The organism is Nocardia sp. NPDC004711 (assembly GCF_053601595.1).
Window position 1 is genome coordinate 35,859 of sequence record NZ_JBSGCB010000009.1, and the last position, 19,466, is coordinate 55,324.

The following is a 19,466-nucleotide window of genomic DNA, read 5'->3' on the forward strand; positions in this document are numbered from 1 at the left end:
GGCGTCGGGCAATGGTGCGGCCGAGGTCCGAGGCCGACGAGTTCCGCAGGCGTGGACTACCAGCGGTGTCGATCGAGATGTGTTGCCGCCCTACCCCAGTGCGTGGGCGGTGGTGTAACCGAGCAGCGCCGCGCCGAGCCCCGCGATGATGCTCACGGCGACATTGAGCGTGGCGTATAGATACGAGCGCTGCTCGGCGAGACGAACGGTCTCGTAGCCGAACGTGCTGTACGTGGTCAGTGCGCCACAGAATCCGGTGCCGACGAGCGCGTAGGTGGGAGACGAGACCGCGGCGCCGCTGAGCGAGCCCAGGATCAGGCAGCCGGTGAGGTTGACCGTCAGTGTGCCCCAGGGGAAGACGCTGTCGTGGCGGGTCTGGATGGCGCGATCGGTGAGATACCGCGCCGGGGCGCCGACCATCGCCCCGAGAATGACGAGCAACGCGGTCATGCGGTGGCCTCCCGGCGTCGGGCGATCTGGTGGGTGCAGGCCGCGCGGGTGAGACGGACCGCGACCAGGGTCGCCAGCAACGCGCACACCAGGGTGGCGGCCATGTAGGTGAATGCCGTTGCGACCGTGCCCGGTTGCAGCAGTCCGCGGGTTTCGTTGGCGTAGGTGGAGAAGGTGGTGAATCCGCCGAGGATGCCGACGCCGAGGAACGGGCGCACCAGCGGGTGGGCGGTGATGGTCTCGGTGACGATCACCATCAGCACACCGATGAGGAAGCAGCCGGCCACATTGGTGAGGAAGGTGGCCCAGGGGAACCCGGCGACCGGGGTGGGCCACTCCAGCGCGAGCCCGTATCGGGCCAGCGCGCCGAGCGCCCCGCCGATCGAGATCACGGCCAGGATCGCACCGTGCGATCGCGACAGTTCCTGTGATTGCCCGGGTTGATGCAGATCGACATCGGGGTCGATCGGTTCGAAGGTCTCGACACCATGGGTCGAATCCAGCTCACTGCTCACACGCGTCTCCTACTCCAGCGCACCCCGAGGGTGTCATTGTGGGGTAGGGACTGTTGGCGGCCGGTGGCTGCGGTTGTTCCGGAGTTCGGAGCGGCGAGCCCCACCGCCGCATGCTCGAACAGGATAGCGAGCCTACGCGGATCTCCGCTGGCGATGTGGGTCAGATCACGCCCCTTCCGTCGCGGCTTCCGGGTGCGGACGCGGCATCCAGGGTGGCCCTCGGGTGGCCGTGCCAGCGTTGGAAGGCGCGGCGGAAAGGACCAGGGGCCTGGCCGAGTTTCGTTGCGATGGAACGGATCCGGTGGATTCGAAGGGAAGCCGGCCCGGCTGCGGGGCGGTGAAATCGACGACTTCGAGCGCCGGGTGATTTGACTCGGTCGTGTCCCCGGGTTCAGTATGGGCTGGTCAGCACCTCGCTAGGCGAGGCTCCTGTACGAACACAGGCCACTGATCCGACGACGTCGAGAGACGCCCAGGGTTAGGACAGATCTCCCCGGATTAAGGGGTGATCCGAAGTGGCTTCCCGCGAAGGGATACGTCGTGCAGTGCCGAAGCTCTGACGAGAGGGGTGCCCGCACTGTCACTGGTCGTGGCATTGTTCATCCCCTCCGCCCGGTGCGACACCCGTGGATGTGGTCGACGCGCGTGCGTCCAGGCAGCAAGGAGGTGAGGGGCGAATGAGTTCCGGCGATAGTCCGCATCCCAGTCCGGTTCGAAAACCATTGTCGTTCCCGGCTTGCCGCGCACTGAGCGCTTCCTGAAGCATTCGGATCCGTGGCGGGCCGATCCTCCGAAGGAGTTCTCTCATGGCCGTCATCGCATTTCCGCGTACCCGTACCCCGCTGACCGTCCTGTCCGTGCTCGGCGACTCCGCGCGGCGGGTTCGCGCGCGCCACCACCTCACCGAATCCGAGCGTGCCAACCTGCGCATTGCCCGCTCCCGGGTCGCGGTCTACACCGCCTCGCTGGGCGGTCACCCCTACCACGCGTAGGCCCTCGGGGCCGCGGGCCGACGCCCGCGGCCGCGGCGGGAGGGTGGTCTTCACAGCGGTTTCTCAGCGGCCGGACGGCACAGTGTCGGCGTGACAAACCGTGTGACACTTCCTGATTCGGCCCGCTCCGGGCTGCCCGTCAAGGTCCCGCAGATCACCGCGCTGTTCTGGGTGATCAAGGTGCTCTCCACCGGAATGGGAGAGACCTTCTCCGACTTCCTCGTCAAGCATCTGCCGCCGCTGCTGGCGGTCGGTGGTGCGCTGGTGCTCTTCACCGTGAGCCTGGCCGCCCAGATCCGCGCACCCCGCTACCGCGTCTGGACCTATTGGACCGCCGTGGTCATGGTGGCCATCTTCGGCACCATGGTCGCCGACATCGTGGATTTCGTGGTCGGAATTCCGCTGGGGATCTCGACAGTGCTGTTCCTGGCCCTGCTCGCGGGCGTGCTGCTGCTCTGGTATCGCGTCGAGGGCACCCTGGACGTGCACAGTATCGATACCCGCCGGCGCGAAGGCTTCTACTGGACCACGGTCGTGGTGACCTTCGCGCTCGGCACCGTCGCCGGCGACTTCACCGCCGCGACACTGCATTTGGGCTACCTGGTGTCGTCACTGCTGTTCGCCGTCGCGATCGCGGTGCCGGCGGTGGCCTGGCGCTGGGGCGGGATCGATCCGGTGCTCGCCTTCTGGGCCGCCTACGTGGTCACCCGCCCGCTGGGCGCGTCGGTGACCGACTGGCTCGCCTCCGACCGCAGCGACGGCCTGAACCTGGGCACCGGCTGGGTCACCCTGGCCGCGGCGGTCCCCATGGTCGTGCTCATCGCGGTGCTCGCGCGCCGTCAGGACCGGGTGCAGGCGGTCGGCGCGCACCCGTGACGTCGAGAAGGGCTGCAGCGCAGGGGGTTCGGGAACCTGCCACGGTGTCGAATCGACGCGCGGCAGGTTCCAGGTCGACGCGCGGCAGGTTTCAGGGCTGTTCGCCGATATTGCCGATGACCTGGTTGAGGTGGGCGAGGCCGTCCTCGAGCTGGTAGGTGACGCCCGCGATGGCGCAGCGGCCGGAGTCGACCGCGTGCGAGATGATCTGCGAGCGCTCCATCAGCACGCGGCTGGTCTCGGCCACGTGCCGGGCCTCGAGCTCGTCGACGGTGCTGAGGCCCTCACGGCGGCCGAGCAGGATCGACGGGGTGACGCGTTCGACGAGGCTGCGGATGAACCCGCCGGGGACCGCCCCGCCGTCGAGCGCGTCGAGGGTGGCCTTGACGGCGCCGCAGCTGTCGTGGCCGAGCACCACGATCAGCGGGACATTGAGCACCTGCACGCCGTATTCGATGGAACCCAGCACCGAGCTGTCGATGACGTGCCCGGCCGTGCGGACCACGAACATGTCGCCGAGACCCTGGTCGAAGATGATCTCGGCGGCGACCCGGGAATCGCCGCAGCCGAACAGGATGGCGGTGGGGTGCTGGCCGCCGACCAGCTCGGCGCGGTGACCGGCGCCCTGGCTGGGGTGGACCTGGGTGCCCCGTACGAAACGCTCGTTGCCTTCGCGAAGAGATTTCCAGGCGCTGATCGGATTTGAGTGAGGCATATGTCCGATTCTGCACATCGGCGATCGGGTGCGCCGACCCACCCCCGTCCGTTCGTGTTCCGGACGCTTGGTCCGATGACGCGCGGGATTCGACGATCGGGCGACCATCCGTGCGTCTATTGGTTTGTGCAACAAAGGGATTCGTGACGTGCCGGGGCCGGTGTGCCGCCTGGCGTGGCGGCGGTGCCGGTTTACCCACCTCCGTGATATCCATTACAATCTCTTTGGTTTCAGTCCCGTTCGGCCCGGCCGGACGCGGTGGAGTTGTTCGACGTTTTCGGCGCCCGGGATTGGAGACTGTGATGACGGTGTCGGCCGTGACCGATTCACCCCTCGACCATGGCGCGATTCGCGTGCGGATCGATGCCGCCCTGCACGAATTCCTCGACCGGAAGGCCGAATCGGCGGCGGCCTGCCGGCTGCCCGCGGACGTGGTCGGCGCGGTCCGCTCCTTCCTGTTCGCCCGCGGGAACCGGATCCGGTCGCTGTTCTGCGTCCTCGGCTGGTACGCGGGCGGCGGGATCGAACTGCCGGACGCGGTGGTGCGGACTGCGGCCGCGGTCGAACTCCTGCACACCGCCACGCTGATCCACGACGACCTCCTCGACGATCGCGACACCCGCGACGGGCGGCCCACCGTGCATCGCATCGCCGCCGACCGCAGCCGTCGGATCCGGGACGGGCACGCGGCCGAACGGTTCGGCGCGCGCAGCGCCATCGTCCTCGGCGACTGCGGCCTGGGCTGGGCCCAGGAGCTGCTGCACGGCGCCGGACTCTCCCCGGCGCAGAGCGCGGCGGCCGCGGCGGTGCTCGACACCCTGCGCACCGAGGTGAACTACGGCCGCTACCTGGAACTGGTCACCAGCGGCCGCCCGACCTCGGATCTGGATCAGGCGCTGGAGATCCTGCGCTATCGCACCGTGGCATGCATGGTGGAGCGGCCCCTGCACGTCGACGCGGCGCTGGCCGACGCGGACGCGGATGTGATGGGGGCGCTGACCGCCTACGCCTGCCCGCTGGGCGAGGCCGCGCGGCTGCAGGACGAGCTGCGCAACGTCTTCCACGATGTCGAGCCGGTCGGCCACGCCGGCCTGCAGGATCTGCGCGAGGGCAGGCACACGGTCCTGCTCGCGCTGGCCCTGCGCCATGCCACCCCCGAGCGCCGTGACCACCTGACCGGGCTCGTCGGCAACGCGCGCCTGGACGAGTCCGGCGCCGCGCTCTGCCGCGACATCCTGTCCGTCACCGCACGTTTCGAAGTGGAGCGGATGATCGGGCAGCGCCGGATGCTGATCGGGACCGCACTCGACGACACCCGGATCCCCGAATTCGCGGCGGCCGGACTGCGCTCTGCCGCCGACATGATCATCGGCTGAGGCGGGGCGAACGGCCACCTCGCGGCCCGCGCCGAGCGTGAGTTCGCCGTTCTGGCTCGTTGCCGTCGCGTACACCGGTCCCTCTGTTACGGTGGCGAAGGCCGGTCCCGGGATCGGCTGGAGCACAAGAGAATTGACTGGTTATGACGCATGGCGGCGTTGCCGACGGGGCACAGGCCGTGGGTGGAGAATCACGCGTGCCGCTGTACTCGGCCGAGTTCGCGGCGGATCCACATCGTATCTATCGTGAGCTGCGGGCGCGATTCGGATCGCTGGCGCCGGTGGAGCTGGCGCCGGGAGTGCCGGCCACGCTGGTGATCGGGTACCGGACGGCACTGCGAATCCTCAACGACCCGGAGCATTTTCCCGCCGATCCGCGCGTATGGCAGCGCACCGCGCCGCCGGACAGCCCGGTCATGCCGATGCTCGAATGGCGGCCCAATGCGCTGCGCAGCAGTGGATCCGATCATCGGCGGTACCGGACCGTCAATGTGGCCGCACTCGACGCGGTGGATCCGCACGCCCTGCACGCCACCGTGGAACGGGTCGCGGTACCGCTGATCAACGCGTTCTGCGCGGACGGGAGTGCGGATCTGGTGTCGCAGTACGCGTTTCCGCTCGCGTTCCACATGGTCAACGCACTGCTGGGCTGCCCGCCGGCCATCGGGCAGCGCATCGCGGCCGGTCAGGCGGCGATCTGGGAGGGCGTCGACGCCGAGGCCGGGAACCAGATGATCACCTCGGCGGTGCTGGAGCTGGTCGTGCTCAAACGCGCCCAGCCCGGCGACGACGTCGTGTCGCGGCTGGTCGCGCACCCGGCGCAGCTCACCGACGAGGAGATGATCCACCAGATCGTCACCCTCTACGGCGCGGGCATCGAGCCCGAGCAGAACCTCATCGTCAACACCCTGCGGCTCATGCTCACCGACACCCGGTTCGCGGGAAACCTGCTGGGCGGCAGCCTGTCCACCCGCGGCGCCCTGGACGAGGTGCTGTTCACCGACCCGCCCGGCGCCAACTACTGCGTCAGTTATCCGCGGCATCCGATTCTCGTCGACGGCGTGTGGCTGCCCGCGCATCAGCCGGTGGTGGTGAGCATGGCGGCCTGCAACAACGATCCCGCGGTCGGCGCGCGCGAATTCACCGACAACCGCGCGCATCTCGCGTGGAGCGTCGGACCGCACGCCTGCCCGGCCCGGTCACCGGCCTACCTCATCGCCCAGGACGCCATCGACCAGCTGCTCGACGCGCTGCCGGAACTGCGGCTCGCCGTCCCCGATGCCGAATTGATCTGGCGGCCGGGGCCTTTCCATCGCGCGCTGAGCGCACTCCCCGTCGTTTTCCCGCCGGCCCTGCCCATGCACGTGAACTGAGGAGAACACCGATGCCCGCCGAACCCATCACCCTCGACCCCACCGGCGTCGACACCCAGGGCGAGATCGCCCGGCTCCGCGAGCGCGGGCCCGCCACCCTGGTGGAGCTGCCCGGTGGGGTGCGCGCGTGGTCGGTCACCGATACCCGTCTGCTCGAACTGCTGCTCACCGACGCCCGCGTGTCCAAGGACGCGCGTCAGCACTGGCCCGCGTTCATCAACGGTGAGGTGCAGACCGACTGGCCGCTGTTCGCGTGGGTGGCGGTGAACAATATGTTCACCGCCTACGGCGCCGACCACCGGCGACTGCGCAAGCTCGTCGCCCCCGCCTTCACCGCGCGCCGCAGCGCCGCCCTGCAGCCGCAGATCGAGGCCATCACCGCGGAACTGCTCGACACGCTGGCCGCGCTGCCGGCCGGTGAGGTGGTCGACCTGCGCGAGACGTTCTGCTACCGGCTGCCCATCCGCGTCATCTCCGAATTGATGGGTGTCCCGGACGAGATGCTGCCCGGCCTGCGGGTCTGCGCCGACAGGCTGTTCGACACCACCCTCGGCGCGGAGGAAGCGGCGGCCAACTACTTCGAGCTCTACCGCCTGCTCGGCGAACTCGTCGCCCGCAAGCGGGCCGAGCCCGGCGACGACCTGACCAGCGCGCTCATCGCCGCCCGCGACGACGAGGACGGTTCGCGACTGGCCGAGCAGGAACTGGTGGACACCCTGCTGCTGGTCATCAGCGCGGGCCACGAAACCACCATCAACCTGCTCGACCAGGCCATCACCGCCGCCCTCGGGCACCCCGATCAGCTGAAGGCGTTGCGCGGCGGGGATGTCGCCTGGCCCGAACTGGTCGAGGAGTCATTGCGTTTCGAGACCGCGGTCGTGCACGCCCCGCTGCGGTTCGCCGTCGAGGACATCGACTACGAGGACGTCCACATCGCCAAGGGCGACCCCATCATCGTCTGCTACGCCGCCCCCGGTCGGGATGTGAAGGTGCACGGCGACACGGCCACCGAATTCGACCTCACCCGGGAGAACAAGAGCCACATGGCTTTCGGTCACGGCGTCCACCACTGCCTCGGCGCGCCCCTGGCCCGCCTGGAGGCGAACATCGCACTCCCACAGCTCTTCCACCGCTTCCCCGACCTGCGCCTGGCCGTCCCGGTGGACGAACTCCCGGCGCTGCCCAGCTTCATCTCCAACGGACACGCCTCGCTGCCCGTCCATCTCACCGCCGACCGGTAGCCCGCGCAGGCAGCGGTATCCAGGGCACGATGACGGCGCGGCCGCGCAGCGTGCCCGCCGTCGGCCCCCGATAGGCTTCCGGGCCTACGTCGAGCCCGAAGCGCTCGGTCGCGATCTCGAAGACACCCTCCTGCGCGAGACCGATCAGCTCGATCGGCTCACAGCATGAACCCCAGGACGGGGCGGTGACCGCCGCCTCGTACGGGCTGATGCCGAATCCGACTCGCGCCGTGGACTTTCCGTCTCCCCCCGCCATCGCGATATCGACGGTCGGCTGATGGCCGACGAAATCCAGCACCGAGCTCGCTCCGGCGTCCGCCGGTGGTCTCGCGGACGTTCTCGGCCGCCCAGTCGTCCGACAGCGCTGCCTCCTGTGCCCCAGCGAATTTCGCAAACTCGAACCTGTCGTCGGAGACGTTCAGGGCGATGACGCGCGCCGACGTCATGTGCCGCAGCAGCGGCTCAGGGGAAGAAGCGGGCGATGGCCGGTCGGAGGCGGGCGGATTCGAAATCGTCGGCGGGCAGGGCGAGTTGCTCGAGGATCAGGCCGTTGACGAGGGTGAGGAGATCGGCGGCGGCGGCCTCGGGGTCGGCGGCTCCGGCGCCGCGGAGTTCACCGGCGAAGGCGGCGCGCTGGGTGGCTCCCCATTCGTCGAGGCTGGCCCGGAGGTTGGGGCGGCGGGCGACTTCCAGGAAGAACTCGTAGCGGGCGACGGCGGCGTCACGGTCCCCGGCCAGGGTTCCGGTCACGTAGTCGACGAGGCGTGAAATCCGTTGGGGGACATCCACATCGGGCAGGCTGTCGAACAGGGCGCGTACCTCGTCGATCTGCCGCGCGGCCAGCCGGCGCAGGGCTTCGTCGAGCAGTTGGTCGAGCGTGCCGAAGTAGTAGCGGGCATTGCCGTGAGTGGTTCCCGCCTCCGCGGCGACGGCGCGGTGGGTCACGGCGCGGGCGCCTTCGCGGGCCAGTAGTCGGATCGCGGCCTCCAGCAGGGCCTCGCGGCGGGCGGCCCCCCGGGCCATCCGCGGCTCGCGCACGGACGTCGTCATGGGGGTCATCGTACCGTCGACCTCGATTCACCAAACTTCTCCATTTGGAGAAAACTCGAGGTACGGTGTGCGCAGCAGTGAACACAACTGGTTGGCAGCGGAGGACAGCTATGACCAACACGATCATCACCGGGCGGGTACGCACGCTCGATCCGAACACCCCGGAAGCCGAGGCACTCGTGCTGTCCGGGGGACGCGTTCTGGCAGCGGGGGACCGGGACGCCATGCGGGCGGCGGCGGGACCGGATGCCCTGCACGTCGAGGCGGGCGACGGCGTGGTGCTGCCCGGCCTCATCGACACCCACCCGCACGTCATGCACTTCGGGATGCTGGCGGGCGGGCTGGTGGATCTGACCGACGCGGTCGATCACGCGGACATCGTGGCGCGGATCCGGGCCAAGGCCGCGCACACGCCGCCGGGGCAGTGGATCATGTGCACGCCGGTGGGCGAGCCGCACTACTTCATCCGCCGCTCCGAGCGGGATCTGCACGAGCGACGCCTGCCCGATCGGTGGACCCTCGACACGGCGACCGACGCGCATCCGGTGCTCATCCAGGCCTGGGCGCCACGCATGCCGAATGTGGTGGCGTTCAACACCGCCGGCCTGCGTGCCGTCGGGCTCACCGCGTTCATCCCGGACCGGGTCTGCGATGTCGAGATCGAGAAGAACGAATCCGGCGACCTGACCGGAATCCTGCGCGGACCCGTGACGAACTACTACACCTACGACCCCTTCTGGGGTCAGATCCTCACCAAACTGCCACCGCCGGACATGGCGAACGCGGTTGCCGGGACGACCGCCGAAATGGCCCGTTACTCGGCGCAGGGTGTGACCAGCGTGTACGAGGGCCACGCCATGGAACCGGAACACCTTGCGCTGTACCGGCATCTGCGCGCCACCGATGCCCTGACGCTGCGCGTCCAGGCGACGCTGGATGCCGAGTCGGTGATCTTCTATCCCTTCGATCCGCTGACCGGCGCCGAGTTCGACGACCGGCTGCGCCACCTCGCCGCGCTGTCCTCGGATCTCGAGGACGATCTGCTGCGCGTCGACGGCCTCACCCTCAGTCCCGGCGGCCCCTGCTTCTCGGGCTACTTCGCCACCTACGAGACCTACTCCGACCCCTTCGGCCGTCCCACGCGCGGTGTGCGTTTCGTGTCGCTCGAGAAGGAGGAGGCGTTCGTCAGGTTCTGCGCCGCCAACGACATTCGCGCGAACCTGTGCCTCGGCGCCTACCGTGAGCACGACGACTTCCTCGACATCGCCGAACGCGTGGTGCGCGAACACGATTTCCGCGACCGGCACTGGATTCTGCAGCACGCCATGACGATCACCCCGCAGCAGGCCCGCCGCTACGCCGACCTCGGCTTCCAGGTCACCACCAGTGCGGGCTTCGCGTGGGGGAAGGGCGCGATGTACGGCGAGCGGATGGGCGAGCACGTCTGGCGCGACCTGGAACCGCTGCACCGGCTCACCGAATGCGGCCTGGATCTGGCGGGCGGATCGGATTGGGGACCGAAGAACCCCTGGGAGCAGATCGAACTCGCGCACACCCACCGGTTCGCGGGCAGCGACCATCGCAATGACGGACCCGACCAGAAGGTGTCCCGCGCCGACGCGCTGCGCATGTGGACCACGGGCGCGGCGAAGGTGCTCGGCTGGCCCGGAATCGGTTCGCTCGCACCGGGAAACCACGCCGATGTGGTGATCGTGGACCGCGATCCGGTGACGTGCCCGATCGACGACCTGCGGGACACCACGGTGCTGCGCACCTATCTGGGCGGCACGGTCGTCCACGACAGCGGCGATCTCGCCGCAGCCGAAGAGACCGAGGAGGTGCGCGCGTGAACGCCCGGGCAACGGATCGGGTGCTCGATCGGATCGACAGCCTGCGTGATGAATTGGTGGCTACGCTCGCCGATGCCATCGCCATCCGCAGCGTGAACCCCACCTACCCGGACCAGGACTACGACGACCTGGCCGGCGGCGAATCGGAGGTCTCCGGGCTGCTGGCCGGGCTGTACCGGCAGGCGGGCGCGCAGACCCAGCTGTTCGGCAAGGCGCCGGGCCGCGACAATGTCGTCGGGGTGCTGCGGGGTAGTGGCGGCGGGCGGTCGCTGATCTTCAACGGTCATGTCGATGTCGTTCCGGCCGATGACGCCGCGCAGTGGACGCACGACCCGTTCACGGCCTTCGTCGACGACACCCACGTGTGGGGCCGGGGCTCGGTGGACATGAAGGGCGGACTGATCGCGCAGGCGTTCGCCGCCATGGCATTACGGCAGGCCGGGGTGCGGCTGCGCGGCGACCTGATCCTGCAGGGCGTGGCGGGCGAGGAGAATCTCGAACACCACATGGGGACCTCCGCGGTCCTCGAGCGCGGCTTCACCGCGGACGCGGCGATCATCGCCGAGCCCACCGGCGCCCGCGTCCCGCTGACCGTCATGCCCGCGACTCCCGGCGTGCTGGTCATGCGCATTACGGTGACGGGGCGTTCGGCGCACGCGTCGATGCGGTCCCTGATGCGGGCCGGGCATCCCGGCGAACCTGTCGCCGCCAGCGCGATCGACGCGGCCCTGCGCATCCATGACGGGTTGCGCCGGCTGGAGGACGAGTGGGTGACGAGCCGCGTCGATCCGCTGTTCGACAAGGGCCAGTTCACCATTGGCCTCGATGTGATCGACGGCGGTGCGCGCGGTAGCCACAATGTCGCGTTCATTCCCGACGAGACCACCCTCGACTACGCGATCTTCTATCCGCCGGCCGCGGCGGTGGCCGAGATCCAGTCCGAAGTCGTGCAGACGGTCACCGGCATCGCGCAGCAGGACCCGTGGCTGCGCGCCAACCCGCCGCGCATCGACTGGCCGATGCACTATCCGGGCGGGCGCACCGACGGCGATCATCCGTTCACCCGGACGGTCTGCGCGGCTCGCGAACGGGCCACGCTCGACACCGCCTTCGCGGGTGTGCCCGAGGTGCGGCCCTTCCCGTCGGCCACCGATCTCACCTGGTTCACCGCCGCCGGCATCCCCGCCGTCGGGCTGGGACCGGGCCCGCTCGTCATGGCGCACGCGGTGGACGAGCGCTGCGCGATCGATGAACTGGTCTGTGCCGCAAAGACATACGCGGTAGCCGCGATCGACTGGTGCGGGACGGATTGAACGCCTCCAAGCCCCGCCTGGTCGTCGGCATCTCCGGGTCGAGCGCACCGCAGCTGGGCATCACCCTGCTGCGTGCGCTGGCCGAATCCCGGGCGGTGGAAACGCATCTGGTCATCTCGCACGGGGCGCGGCGCTGCATCCGGCTCGAAACCGGATCGAGCGTCGAGGAGGTGGCAGCCCTGGCCGATGTCGTCCACCACCCCGCCGACCTGGCCGCCGCCATCTCCTCGGGATCCTTCCGGACCCTGGGCATGGCCGTGGTGCCGTGTTCGGCGCGCACGCTCGCGGCCGTGGCCACCGGACACGGCGACAACCTGCTGGCCCGGGCGGCGGACGTCACCCTCAAGGAACGCCGCCCCCTGGTGCTGGCGGTGCGCGAGACACCGCTCAACCTGATCCACATCCGGAACATGGAAACCGTCACCCTCGCCGGGGCGACGGTACTGCCGCCGGTGCCGGCCTTCTATCACCGGCCCCGGACCATCGATGACCTGCTCCGGCAGACCGCCGGCAAGATCCTCGACCAATTCGGCATCGACCACCACCTTTTCGCCCGCTGGCACACTCCCGAAGAGGATTGATGAACCACGCCCGCACCGATTTCCGAGCATTTCTGGACACCCTCACCGTGGCGGGGCTGATGCATGGCATCGACGAGCCCGTCGACCCGTACCTCGAGGCCGGCGCGATCAACCGCCACCTCCTCGAGTCCGGGCTGCCCGGACCGATCTACAGCCACATCAAGGATACGATTCCCGGAATGCGCTTGGCGGCCAACATGTTCGCGACCTTCCCGGGTGTCGCGATCGCGCTCGGCCTGCCCGCCGACACCGATGTGCACGACATCATCGACTGCTATCGCGAACGATTCGGCCGTACTACCGAACCCGTCGTCGTCGCGGAGGGGGAGTGCCAGCAGAACGTCCTGCTCGGCGACGACGCCGACCTCACCGGACTGCCCGCCATCCACGGCCATCCCGGTGACGGCGGCCGGTATCTGGGCACCTTCGGCGTCAGCGTCACCAAGGACCCCGACAGCGACTGGACCAACTGGGGCATCTACCGCGGCATGATCCACGGACCCCGGGCGCTCGGCATCACCCTGCATCCGCAGATCAACCACGGCGGCCGCATCATGGCCGCCTACCACCGCGACGACCGGCCCATGCCGTACGCCATGTTCTTCGGCGGTGACCCGCTCTACACGATCCTGGGCGGTCCGGGCGCGCCGCCCGGAGTCTCGGAGGTCGACATCGCGGGCGGAATGCGCGGCCGCCCGGTCGAACTCGTGCGGTGCAAGACCGTCGATCTCACCGTCCCCGCCGACGCCGAGATCGTGGTCGAGGGCACGGTGTCCCCGGGTGACGTCCTGCCCGAGGGGCCGTTCGCCGAATACCCGGGCTACCTGGTGTCCGATCCGGCCCCGGCCCCGGTCGTGCGGGTCACCGCCGTCACCTACCGGCACCGGGCGATCCTGCCGACGTGCAGCATGGGCATCCCGATGGACATGGTGTTCCCGCAGATCCAGATGGCGGCGAACTTCAAACGCGCCCTGCTGCAGGCCAGACTGCCCATCGACAAGGTCGGGGTACCCCGGGCCGGCAACGGGATGGCCGTCGTCGTCTCGACCGACACCCCGATCGCGGGGCTCCCGCAGCGCATCGCTGCCACGATCTGGTCCGACGCGGCCGGTAGCAAACTCACGCCCTACGTCATCGTGGTGAACACCGATGTCGACCCCATGGACACCGATGCCGTCCTGCACGCCATCGTGGCCAAATGCCATCCGGCACGGGACATCCACGTCTACCCCGGCTTCTACAACGCACCCTTGCAGCCCTACCTGCCGCCGGGCCCGCAGCGCGCCCTCGGGGGCGGCGGCGCGAACGTCCTGCTCGACTGCACCTGGCCGATCGACCTCGCACCACAGGACATTCCGTTGCGAAGCGACTTCGCGACCAGCTATCCGGAAGACCTCAAACGCCGGATCGAGCACCGCGTCGCCGGGTGGAACCTGACGCCGATCGACGTCCGCGGAAAGAACTGAGGGCTTCGGCATGAGCACATTCGTGCTGATTCACGGTGGGAGCCATGGCGCGTGGTGCTGGTACAAGATCGTGCCGGTGCTCGAATCCCGCGGGCACACGGTCGTGACACCCGACCTGCCGGGCCACGGCAGAGACCGCACCCCGGCCAAGGGATTGACCGGTGCCGCCTATCTCGATCGCGTGGGATCGGTCCTGAATTCGCTGGCGGACAAGGCGATTCTGGTCGGTCACTCGATGGGCGGTGTCACGGTGAAGGCGGCCGCGGAACGCTATGCGGACCGGATCGCTGGGGTCGCCTACGTCGCCGCCGACGTGGTCGCGGGCGGGCAGTCCCTCGCCACCGATCCGGCCCTGGCGGACATCCTGGTGACGCTGGGTCCCCACATCTCGGCCGACGTGGACGCCGAGACCTTCGACATCGCGCACGAGGCGGCCACGCGATACTTCTACAACGACTGCGACGCAATCGATATCGCCCTCGCGCTCCGGCTGCTCACCCCCGAGCCGACCGCGACCATCACCAGCCGCATCGACCACACCACCGACCGATACCTGGCCCTCCCACGATTGGGAGTGATCACCTCGGCGGACGCGCTCCTCCCCGCCGATGTCCAGCAGACCCTCTACCGGCGTGACGGCATCACCGACACGGTCTCGCTGCCCACCGGGCACTCCCCGTTCCTGTCCGCTCCCGGCGCGCTGGCCGCGCACCTGCTGAACTTCGCGGATCGTGTGGGATAGCCCGGCGATATCTTGCTGTGCGGGTTCGGCGATAGCGTGGGCCGATGAGTTTGGGCGAGTGGCGCGGTCAGTACGGAGGAACAACGAACCGCAGCCATGCCGCTGTGACGTGACGGATCGATGGCCGGGCCATGACCGCGCTCGCACCGGCAGGCTGCGCTGAGCCGGGAGGTTATTTCGAGTGTCGAACGCTATTTCTCGTGACGAGTTGTGGGCCATGGCTCACGCCGAACGTGCGGCGCTGGCCGATGATCTCGCCGATCTGACCGATCGGCAGTGGGCGGTGCGGTCGCTGTGCGGAGAGTGGACGGTGGAAGAGGTCGTCGCCCACCTCACCGCGGCGGCGAGTACCGGCCGAATCCGGTGGCTGGTCAGCGCTTTCGGGGCCCGCTTCGACTTCGAGAAACACAATGCCCGGCGGCTGGCCGAGCATCGCGGCGCGACTCCGGCGGAGACGTTGGACCGGTTCCGGGCGATCATCACCAGCACCATCGCGCCGTTCGGCCATACGGCCGCCTGGCTCGGTGAGGTGGTCGTCCACGGCCAGGACATCCGCCGTCCGCTGGGACTGCCGCGCCAGCCCTCGGTCGAGGCCGTCACCGAGGTCGCCCGGTTCTTCGCGAGCCGGGACTTCACCGTTCGCAGCCGCAGCGCTATCGAAGATCTGCGGCTGGAAGCGACCGACGGACCCTTCGCCCTCGGAGCCGGCCCTCTGGTCAGCGGAACGACGATCGCCTTGACCATGGCGATGGCGGGTAGAGCCGCCTATTGCGACGATCTGACCGGACCCGGCGTGCCCACGCTGCGCAGTCGTCTCTGACACTGTCCCGGACCGGCTCCGCCACGACTAGGGCCTGAGGACGATCTTGCCGTGGGTGTGGCGGCGTTCGAGTTCGGTGTAGGCCTCGCGGACCTGTGCCAGCGGGTAGACGTTCGCGATCGGGACTTCGAGATGTCCGCCGGCGATCAGGCCGGCCAGCTCGGTGAGTATCGCGCCGCCGGGCCCGGCCTCCGCTCCGCCGTCGGTCTTCACTCCGTACTGCGCGGCTGCGGCGTAATCGGCGATGGTGTCGATCCGCTCGGTCGCGACGCCGAGGGCGAGGGCCAGCTCGACGTACCCGTTGCCGAAGGTGTCGATGAAGGCGTCGACACCGCCGGGGGCGGCGGCCTTGATCCGGTCCGCGACGTCGTCGCCGTACGCGATCGGGATCACGCCGCGGCTGCGCAGCCACGCGTGGTTGCGCTCGCTCGCCAGGCCGATGACGGTGGCCCCGGCACGGCGCGCGAGCTGGACGGCGAGCGAGCCGACACCCCCGGCGGCCCCGGAGACGACGACGGTCTCGCCCGGCGCGAGGCGGACGGAACGCACTGCGCCCCATGCGGTTACACCCGCGACGTACAGGCCGCCGGCCACCTCCCACGGGACGTTCTCCGGCTTGCGGGTGAGATTGGCGGCCTCGACGAGGACCAGCTCGGCCTGGGCGGCCCGGTTCTCCGAGAATCCGATCACCTCGTCGCCGGGGGAGTATCCGCCGACGCCGGTGCCGATCTCCTCGATGACCCCGGCGAGATCGCTGCCCTGCCCGGAGGGGAATGTCGAGGGGAACATGTCGGCCAGTGCTCCCGTGCGGATGACCGCCTCGCTGGGGTTGATACCGGCTGCCCTGACCCGGACGAGGACCTGCCCGTCGCCGGGCACCGGGCGTTCGACCTCGTCGACCCGCAGCACGTCGATTCCGCCGAACTCGTTGTACCTGACTGCCTTTGCCATGATCTTCGACTCTCCTTCGGGTGGATTCGCCTGACAACACCCCGGACGGGCCGGGCCCGTCAGCGCGCGGATACGGAGCCAGCTGTCGCAAGTAGTTGTGCGGCAAGGTGTTCGGTGACGTCCTCGGTGGTCGGTGGCTGCCCGAAGACTTCGGTTTGCCGCGTCGTATCGCCGACGACCTGGGATCCCGAACGACCGGTAGCGCCGACCACGAGGACCGGGCCGGCCGCATTCGATGACGTGGGCATGGCGGCTATTCCGTTCCCGCAGGGCGGAGTTCGAGAACGGGAATGGTGCGCACGCCGGTGGTTTGGCGTTCGTATTCGGCGAAGCCCGCATACCGCCGCGCTTGCTCGGCGTAGATGCGATCGCGCTCAGCACCGGGCACTTCGCGCGCGGTCACCCGATACGCCTCGGTTCCGCGTTCGATGCGGCCGTCGCCGGCAGTGGTCACGTTGTAGTACCAGTCGGGGTTGGTGGGTGCTCCGCCGCTGGTGGCGAAGACGTAGATGATGTCCGGTTCGGTGTCGTCCGGGAGGTACATCACCGGGCTGACGTACTCCCGACCGCTCTTGCGGCCGCGATGATGCAGCAGGACGATCGGCGCACCCTCGAACACTCCGCCGACCTTGCCGCCGTTCGCTCGAAACTCCGCGATCGTCTGTGCGTTCCAGTCGAGCGCCTCGCTCATGTCGAACTCCTGTCGTTCACGGTCCCTGGCGTACGCCGGGATCGAGTGGTGGTGGCCCGGCCGGCCGTCGGTGGCGACAGTGCGAACTCCCTGCCGAACGGCGCGGCCTTCATCCACTTTTTGTTGCTATGTAAACAAAACCCACTGTAGGCCGCCAGAGAGTTACATGTCAACAAAAAGAGCGATCCCGGGTAGGCTCCCTGTCATGGATCAGGAGTCGCTGAACGAGCGGGAGACCCGCGCCTGGGTCGCGTTCCAGCACATGCGCATCGAGATCAATGTGGTGCTGGCCCGCATGCTGGTCCGCGACTTCGGGCTGACCGAGGCGGATTTCGTGATCCTGCTCAGGCTGTCCAACACCCCGGGGCACCGGTTGCGCGCCCGCGATATGGCCGCTGCCCTGCAGTGGGAACGAAGCCGCCTCTCCCGCCAGGTCTCTCGGATGGAGACGCGCGGCACGGTCGTGCGCGCGCCCAGCGAGGGGGACGCCCGGGGCTATGACGTCGTCCTGACCGATGCGGGCCGTGCTGCCTTCCAGGCCGCCTGGCCCTCCTACGTGGCGGGTATTCGCCACTGCTTCGCCGACGTGCTCTGCCCGGAACAACTCGACGCCCTCACCGACATCGCCCGGACGATCGATCGCCATTTCACCGCGGAGCACTATCCCGGGGGACTCGATGATCCGGCAAAGGCTCCCGGCGCACACGCGACCGCGGCCGGTCTCGAGCACCACACGGCCGAGGAATCGCTCGAATCAGCTTCCTGAGGAGGCGATGGTCACAGACTCGTGCCCAGCGATCCCGGCAACCTCGGCGAATCCGCCGGCCACCACTACGGCATCGGTCCGGGCATTCGCCCTGTCCACCGCGATTGCCGACGGGCCGAGCCTATTCGGACCGGGAGCCCGACTCTGCGTCCGCGACACTTCGGTGCCTGCCGAACCTTTCCGGCTCTAACGTGATGATCATGTTGGATCTTCCGGTACCGCCGGTTTCGCGCTTCCACCAGCTGCACTATCAGGACGAGCCGCTGCTGCTGCCCAATGCCTGGGATTTCGCCACGGCGGCCGCGCTGGTCGCGGACGGGTTCCCGGCGATCGGCACCACCAGTCTCGGCGTGGCCGCGGCACACGGACTGCCGGACGAGGCTGGATCGACGCTGCACGAAACCCTCGCGCTGGCAGGCGCACTCGTGCGGCTCCCGGTCCCGGTGACCGTCGACATCGAATCCGGGTTCGGCGCCGACCCGCGCAAATTGGCCGCGCGACTGTGGGACCTGGGCGTCGCCGGGGTGAACGTGGAGGACGCGGTGGGCGATGCCCGCGCACACGCCGACCTGGTCCGCGGACTCAAGGACGGTGCGCCCGGACTGTTCGTCAACGCCCGCGTCGACACCTACTGGCTGGGCCGCGACCACGACACCACCCTCGATCGTGCGCATCGTTACGTCGACGCCGGCGCCGACGGCATCTTCGTACCCGGCGTCATCCGCGACGACGACATCACCGCTCTGGTCCGATCGATTCCCGTGCCGCTCAACGTCCTTGCCCAACGCCCCCTCGCCGAACTGGCACGCCTCGGCGTCAAACGCGTCAGCACCGGTTCCCTCCTCTACCGCGCCGCACTCGACGCGGCCGTGACCGCCGCGCGCACGGTCCGCGACGGCGGCCGAGTCGAACCGGTGACAACCTATGGAGACATCGCCACCCTGATACCCACTCCGCCGGAAGAGGATTGAACCGCACCCCTCACCTGGCGAACGCGGATCCCGGAGCCTGATCGGCGACTGCGCCGCGGTGATGACCCGACCGGAGTGGCGACCGGGTCACGCCGGTGCCCAGCGATTCGCCGTGAGGGCGTATCCGGGCAGTCCTTCCGTGGACATGGTGGATTCGTAGATGCGTTCGTAGCTGGTTCGTTCGATCCGCCAGACGCCGTCCTCGCAGCGATAGGTGTCGTTGTAGTAGGCGGCGCCTCGAATGATGCTGCTGTGTTCGGGAAAGATCACGGTGTCCTCCAGACACCAACTGCCGGTGGCGGATTCGCCATCGACCGTGATCTCCGGATGGTGCACGACGTGGACGGTGATGATGTTGCCGCCCAGCGCACCACGCATGTACTCCACGATCTGCTCACGGCCCTTGAACTCCGCAGGCATCTCACCGGAGGGCGACCCGTAGGCGGCGGTGACGTCTTCGCACAGAGTGTCGCCGAATTCGTCCCACAGCTTGAGATCCAGCGTGCGCAGATATCGATATTTGACTGCCCGAATCGCCTCGAGTGCTTCATTCCTCATGCCGCTCAAACTAAGCCCGCCCGTCACCGAACCAACCGCTTCCGCTGTTCAGTTCCGGTGAGTAGGACCGGTCACGCCGCCGAGCCTGCCGGGCCGACGCTGCCTTCCATTGGATTGCGGAAGCGGCGCACACCGCAGGGTGAGCTGGGGTTATAGCGTCTATGGCATA

21 protein-coding genes and 1 riboswitch are annotated in these 19,466 nt (G+C 68.8%); of the genes, 13 read left to right on the forward strand and 8 right to left on the reverse strand.

Translation table 11 applies throughout. From position 1 onward, the window contains the following. Positions 1-90: 90 nt before the first annotated feature. Together crcB and ACWEKS_RS10665 are read right to left on the reverse strand one after the other, a co-directional pair. The gene (crcB, locus tag ACWEKS_RS10660; RefSeq protein ID WP_452339846.1) at positions 91-450 is read right to left on the reverse strand and encodes a fluoride efflux transporter CrcB; all 360 of its coding nucleotides are present in this window, start codon (positions 448-450) and stop codon (positions 91-93) included. Beyond that, entirely contained in the window at positions 447-965 is a 519-nt protein-coding gene (locus tag ACWEKS_RS10665) for a fluoride efflux transporter FluC (RefSeq protein WP_452339847.1), read from the reverse strand. The genes crcB and ACWEKS_RS10665 overlap by 4 nt, the downstream gene beginning before the upstream one ends. Before the next feature lie 405 nt (positions 966-1,370). Beyond that, a riboswitch (M-box (ykoK) riboswitch) is annotated at positions 1,371-1,540 on the forward strand. Between the two features lie 231 nt (positions 1,541-1,771). Between ACWEKS_RS10665 and ACWEKS_RS10670 the strand changes: the two genes are divergently transcribed. Together ACWEKS_RS10670 and ACWEKS_RS10675 are read left to right on the forward strand one after the other, a co-directional pair. After that, positions 1,772-1,957 carry a hypothetical protein gene (locus ACWEKS_RS10670; protein WP_354833141.1) on the forward strand — a complete coding sequence of 62 codons (186 nt, stop codon included), beginning with the start codon at positions 1,772-1,774 and terminating at the stop codon, positions 1,955-1,957. 90 nt (positions 1,958-2,047) lie between these two features. After that, complete coding sequence (locus tag ACWEKS_RS10675) at positions 2,048-2,833, forward strand: COG4705 family protein (protein WP_452339848.1); 786 nt, start codon at positions 2,048-2,050, stop codon at positions 2,831-2,833. Between the two features lie 91 nt (positions 2,834-2,924). Here the strand turns inward: ACWEKS_RS10675 and ACWEKS_RS10680 are convergent, their stop codons facing one another. Next, on the reverse strand, positions 2,925-3,548 hold the full coding sequence (locus tag ACWEKS_RS10680; RefSeq protein ID WP_452339849.1) for a carbonic anhydrase: 624 nt from the start codon (positions 3,546-3,548) through the stop codon (positions 2,925-2,927). 317 nt (positions 3,549-3,865) lie between these two features. Between ACWEKS_RS10680 and ACWEKS_RS10685 the strand changes: the two genes are divergently transcribed. From ACWEKS_RS10685 to ACWEKS_RS10695, 3 genes are all read left to right on the forward strand, one after another. Beyond that, on the forward strand, positions 3,866-4,924 hold the full coding sequence (locus ACWEKS_RS10685; protein WP_452339850.1) for a polyprenyl synthetase family protein: 1,059 nt from the start codon (positions 3,866-3,868) through the stop codon (positions 4,922-4,924). A 143-nt stretch (positions 4,925-5,067) separates the two neighbouring features. Beyond that, entirely contained in the window at positions 5,068-6,297 is a 1,230-nt protein-coding gene (locus tag ACWEKS_RS10690; protein WP_452339851.1) for a cytochrome P450, read from the forward strand. An 11-nt stretch (positions 6,298-6,308) separates the two neighbouring features. Continuing rightward, on the forward strand, positions 6,309-7,538 hold the full coding sequence (locus tag ACWEKS_RS10695) for a cytochrome P450 family protein (protein WP_452339852.1): 1,230 nt from the start codon (positions 6,309-6,311) through the stop codon (positions 7,536-7,538). Here ACWEKS_RS10695 and ACWEKS_RS10700 read toward each other — a convergent pair. Beyond that, on the reverse strand, positions 7,522-7,836 hold the full coding sequence (locus ACWEKS_RS10700; RefSeq protein ID WP_452339853.1) for a hypothetical protein: 315 nt from the start codon (positions 7,834-7,836) through the stop codon (positions 7,522-7,524). The two genes, ACWEKS_RS10695 and ACWEKS_RS10700, sit on opposite strands and share 17 nt — an antisense overlap. A gap of 164 nt (positions 7,837-8,000) precedes the next feature. After that, positions 8,001-8,588, reverse strand: coding sequence for a TetR/AcrR family transcriptional regulator (locus ACWEKS_RS10705; RefSeq protein ID WP_452339854.1), 588 nt, complete (start codon positions 8,586-8,588; stop codon positions 8,001-8,003). A gap of 110 nt (positions 8,589-8,698) precedes the next feature. Between ACWEKS_RS10705 and ACWEKS_RS10710 the strand changes: the two genes are divergently transcribed. The 6 genes from ACWEKS_RS10710 to ACWEKS_RS10735 all read left to right on the forward strand — a co-directional run bounded on the left by ACWEKS_RS10710 (position 8,699) and on the right by ACWEKS_RS10735 (position 15,360). Then, complete coding sequence (locus ACWEKS_RS10710; protein ID WP_452339855.1) at positions 8,699-10,438, forward strand: amidohydrolase; 1,740 nt, start codon at positions 8,699-8,701, stop codon at positions 10,436-10,438. After that, positions 10,435-11,751 carry a M20 family metallopeptidase gene (locus tag ACWEKS_RS10715; protein ID WP_452339856.1) on the forward strand — a complete coding sequence of 439 codons (1,317 nt, stop codon included), beginning with the start codon at positions 10,435-10,437 and terminating at the stop codon, positions 11,749-11,751. Before ACWEKS_RS10710 ends, ACWEKS_RS10715 begins: the two co-directional genes overlap by 4 nt. Next, entirely contained in the window at positions 11,736-12,332 is a 597-nt protein-coding gene (locus tag ACWEKS_RS10720) for a UbiX family flavin prenyltransferase (protein ID WP_452339857.1), read from the forward strand. Before ACWEKS_RS10715 ends, ACWEKS_RS10720 begins: the two co-directional genes overlap by 16 nt. Then, positions 12,332-13,798: a UbiD family decarboxylase gene (locus ACWEKS_RS10725; protein WP_452339858.1), complete on the forward strand. Its 1,467-nt coding sequence runs from the start codon at positions 12,332-12,334 to the stop codon at positions 13,796-13,798. Before ACWEKS_RS10720 ends, ACWEKS_RS10725 begins: the two co-directional genes overlap by 1 nt. 10 nt (positions 13,799-13,808) lie before the next feature. Further along, complete coding sequence (locus tag ACWEKS_RS10730; protein ID WP_452339859.1) at positions 13,809-14,540, forward strand: alpha/beta fold hydrolase; 732 nt, start codon at positions 13,809-13,811, stop codon at positions 14,538-14,540. Positions 14,541-14,721: 181 nt separating this feature from the next. Continuing rightward, entirely contained in the window at positions 14,722-15,360 is a 639-nt protein-coding gene (locus ACWEKS_RS10735; RefSeq protein ID WP_452339860.1) for a maleylpyruvate isomerase family mycothiol-dependent enzyme, read from the forward strand. Positions 15,361-15,387: 27 nt separating this feature from the next. On the opposite strand, the gene ACWEKS_RS10740 is transcribed toward ACWEKS_RS10735, so the two are convergent. Continuing rightward, positions 15,388-16,311: an NADP-dependent oxidoreductase gene (locus ACWEKS_RS10740; RefSeq protein ID WP_452339861.1), complete on the reverse strand. Its 924-nt coding sequence runs from the start codon at positions 16,309-16,311 to the stop codon at positions 15,388-15,390. A gap of 253 nt (positions 16,312-16,564) precedes the next feature. Continuing rightward, positions 16,565-17,002 carry a nitroreductase family deazaflavin-dependent oxidoreductase gene (locus ACWEKS_RS10745; protein ID WP_452339862.1) on the reverse strand — a complete coding sequence of 146 codons (438 nt, stop codon included), beginning with the start codon at positions 17,000-17,002 and terminating at the stop codon, positions 16,565-16,567. A 205-nt stretch (positions 17,003-17,207) separates the two neighbouring features. Between ACWEKS_RS10745 and ACWEKS_RS10750 the strand changes: the two genes are divergently transcribed. Next, entirely contained in the window at positions 17,208-17,768 is a 561-nt protein-coding gene (locus ACWEKS_RS10750; protein WP_452339863.1) for a MarR family winged helix-turn-helix transcriptional regulator, read from the forward strand. A gap of 200 nt (positions 17,769-17,968) precedes the next feature. After that, positions 17,969-18,739: an isocitrate lyase/PEP mutase family protein gene (locus ACWEKS_RS10755; protein WP_452339864.1), complete on the forward strand. Its 771-nt coding sequence runs from the start codon at positions 17,969-17,971 to the stop codon at positions 18,737-18,739. Positions 18,740-18,826: 87 nt separating this feature from the next. Here ACWEKS_RS10755 and ACWEKS_RS10760 read toward each other — a convergent pair whose 3' ends face one another. Beyond that, on the reverse strand, positions 18,827-19,297 hold the full coding sequence (locus tag ACWEKS_RS10760; RefSeq protein ID WP_379380553.1) for a nuclear transport factor 2 family protein: 471 nt from the start codon (positions 19,295-19,297) through the stop codon (positions 18,827-18,829). Positions 19,298-19,466 lie beyond the last annotated feature (169 nt).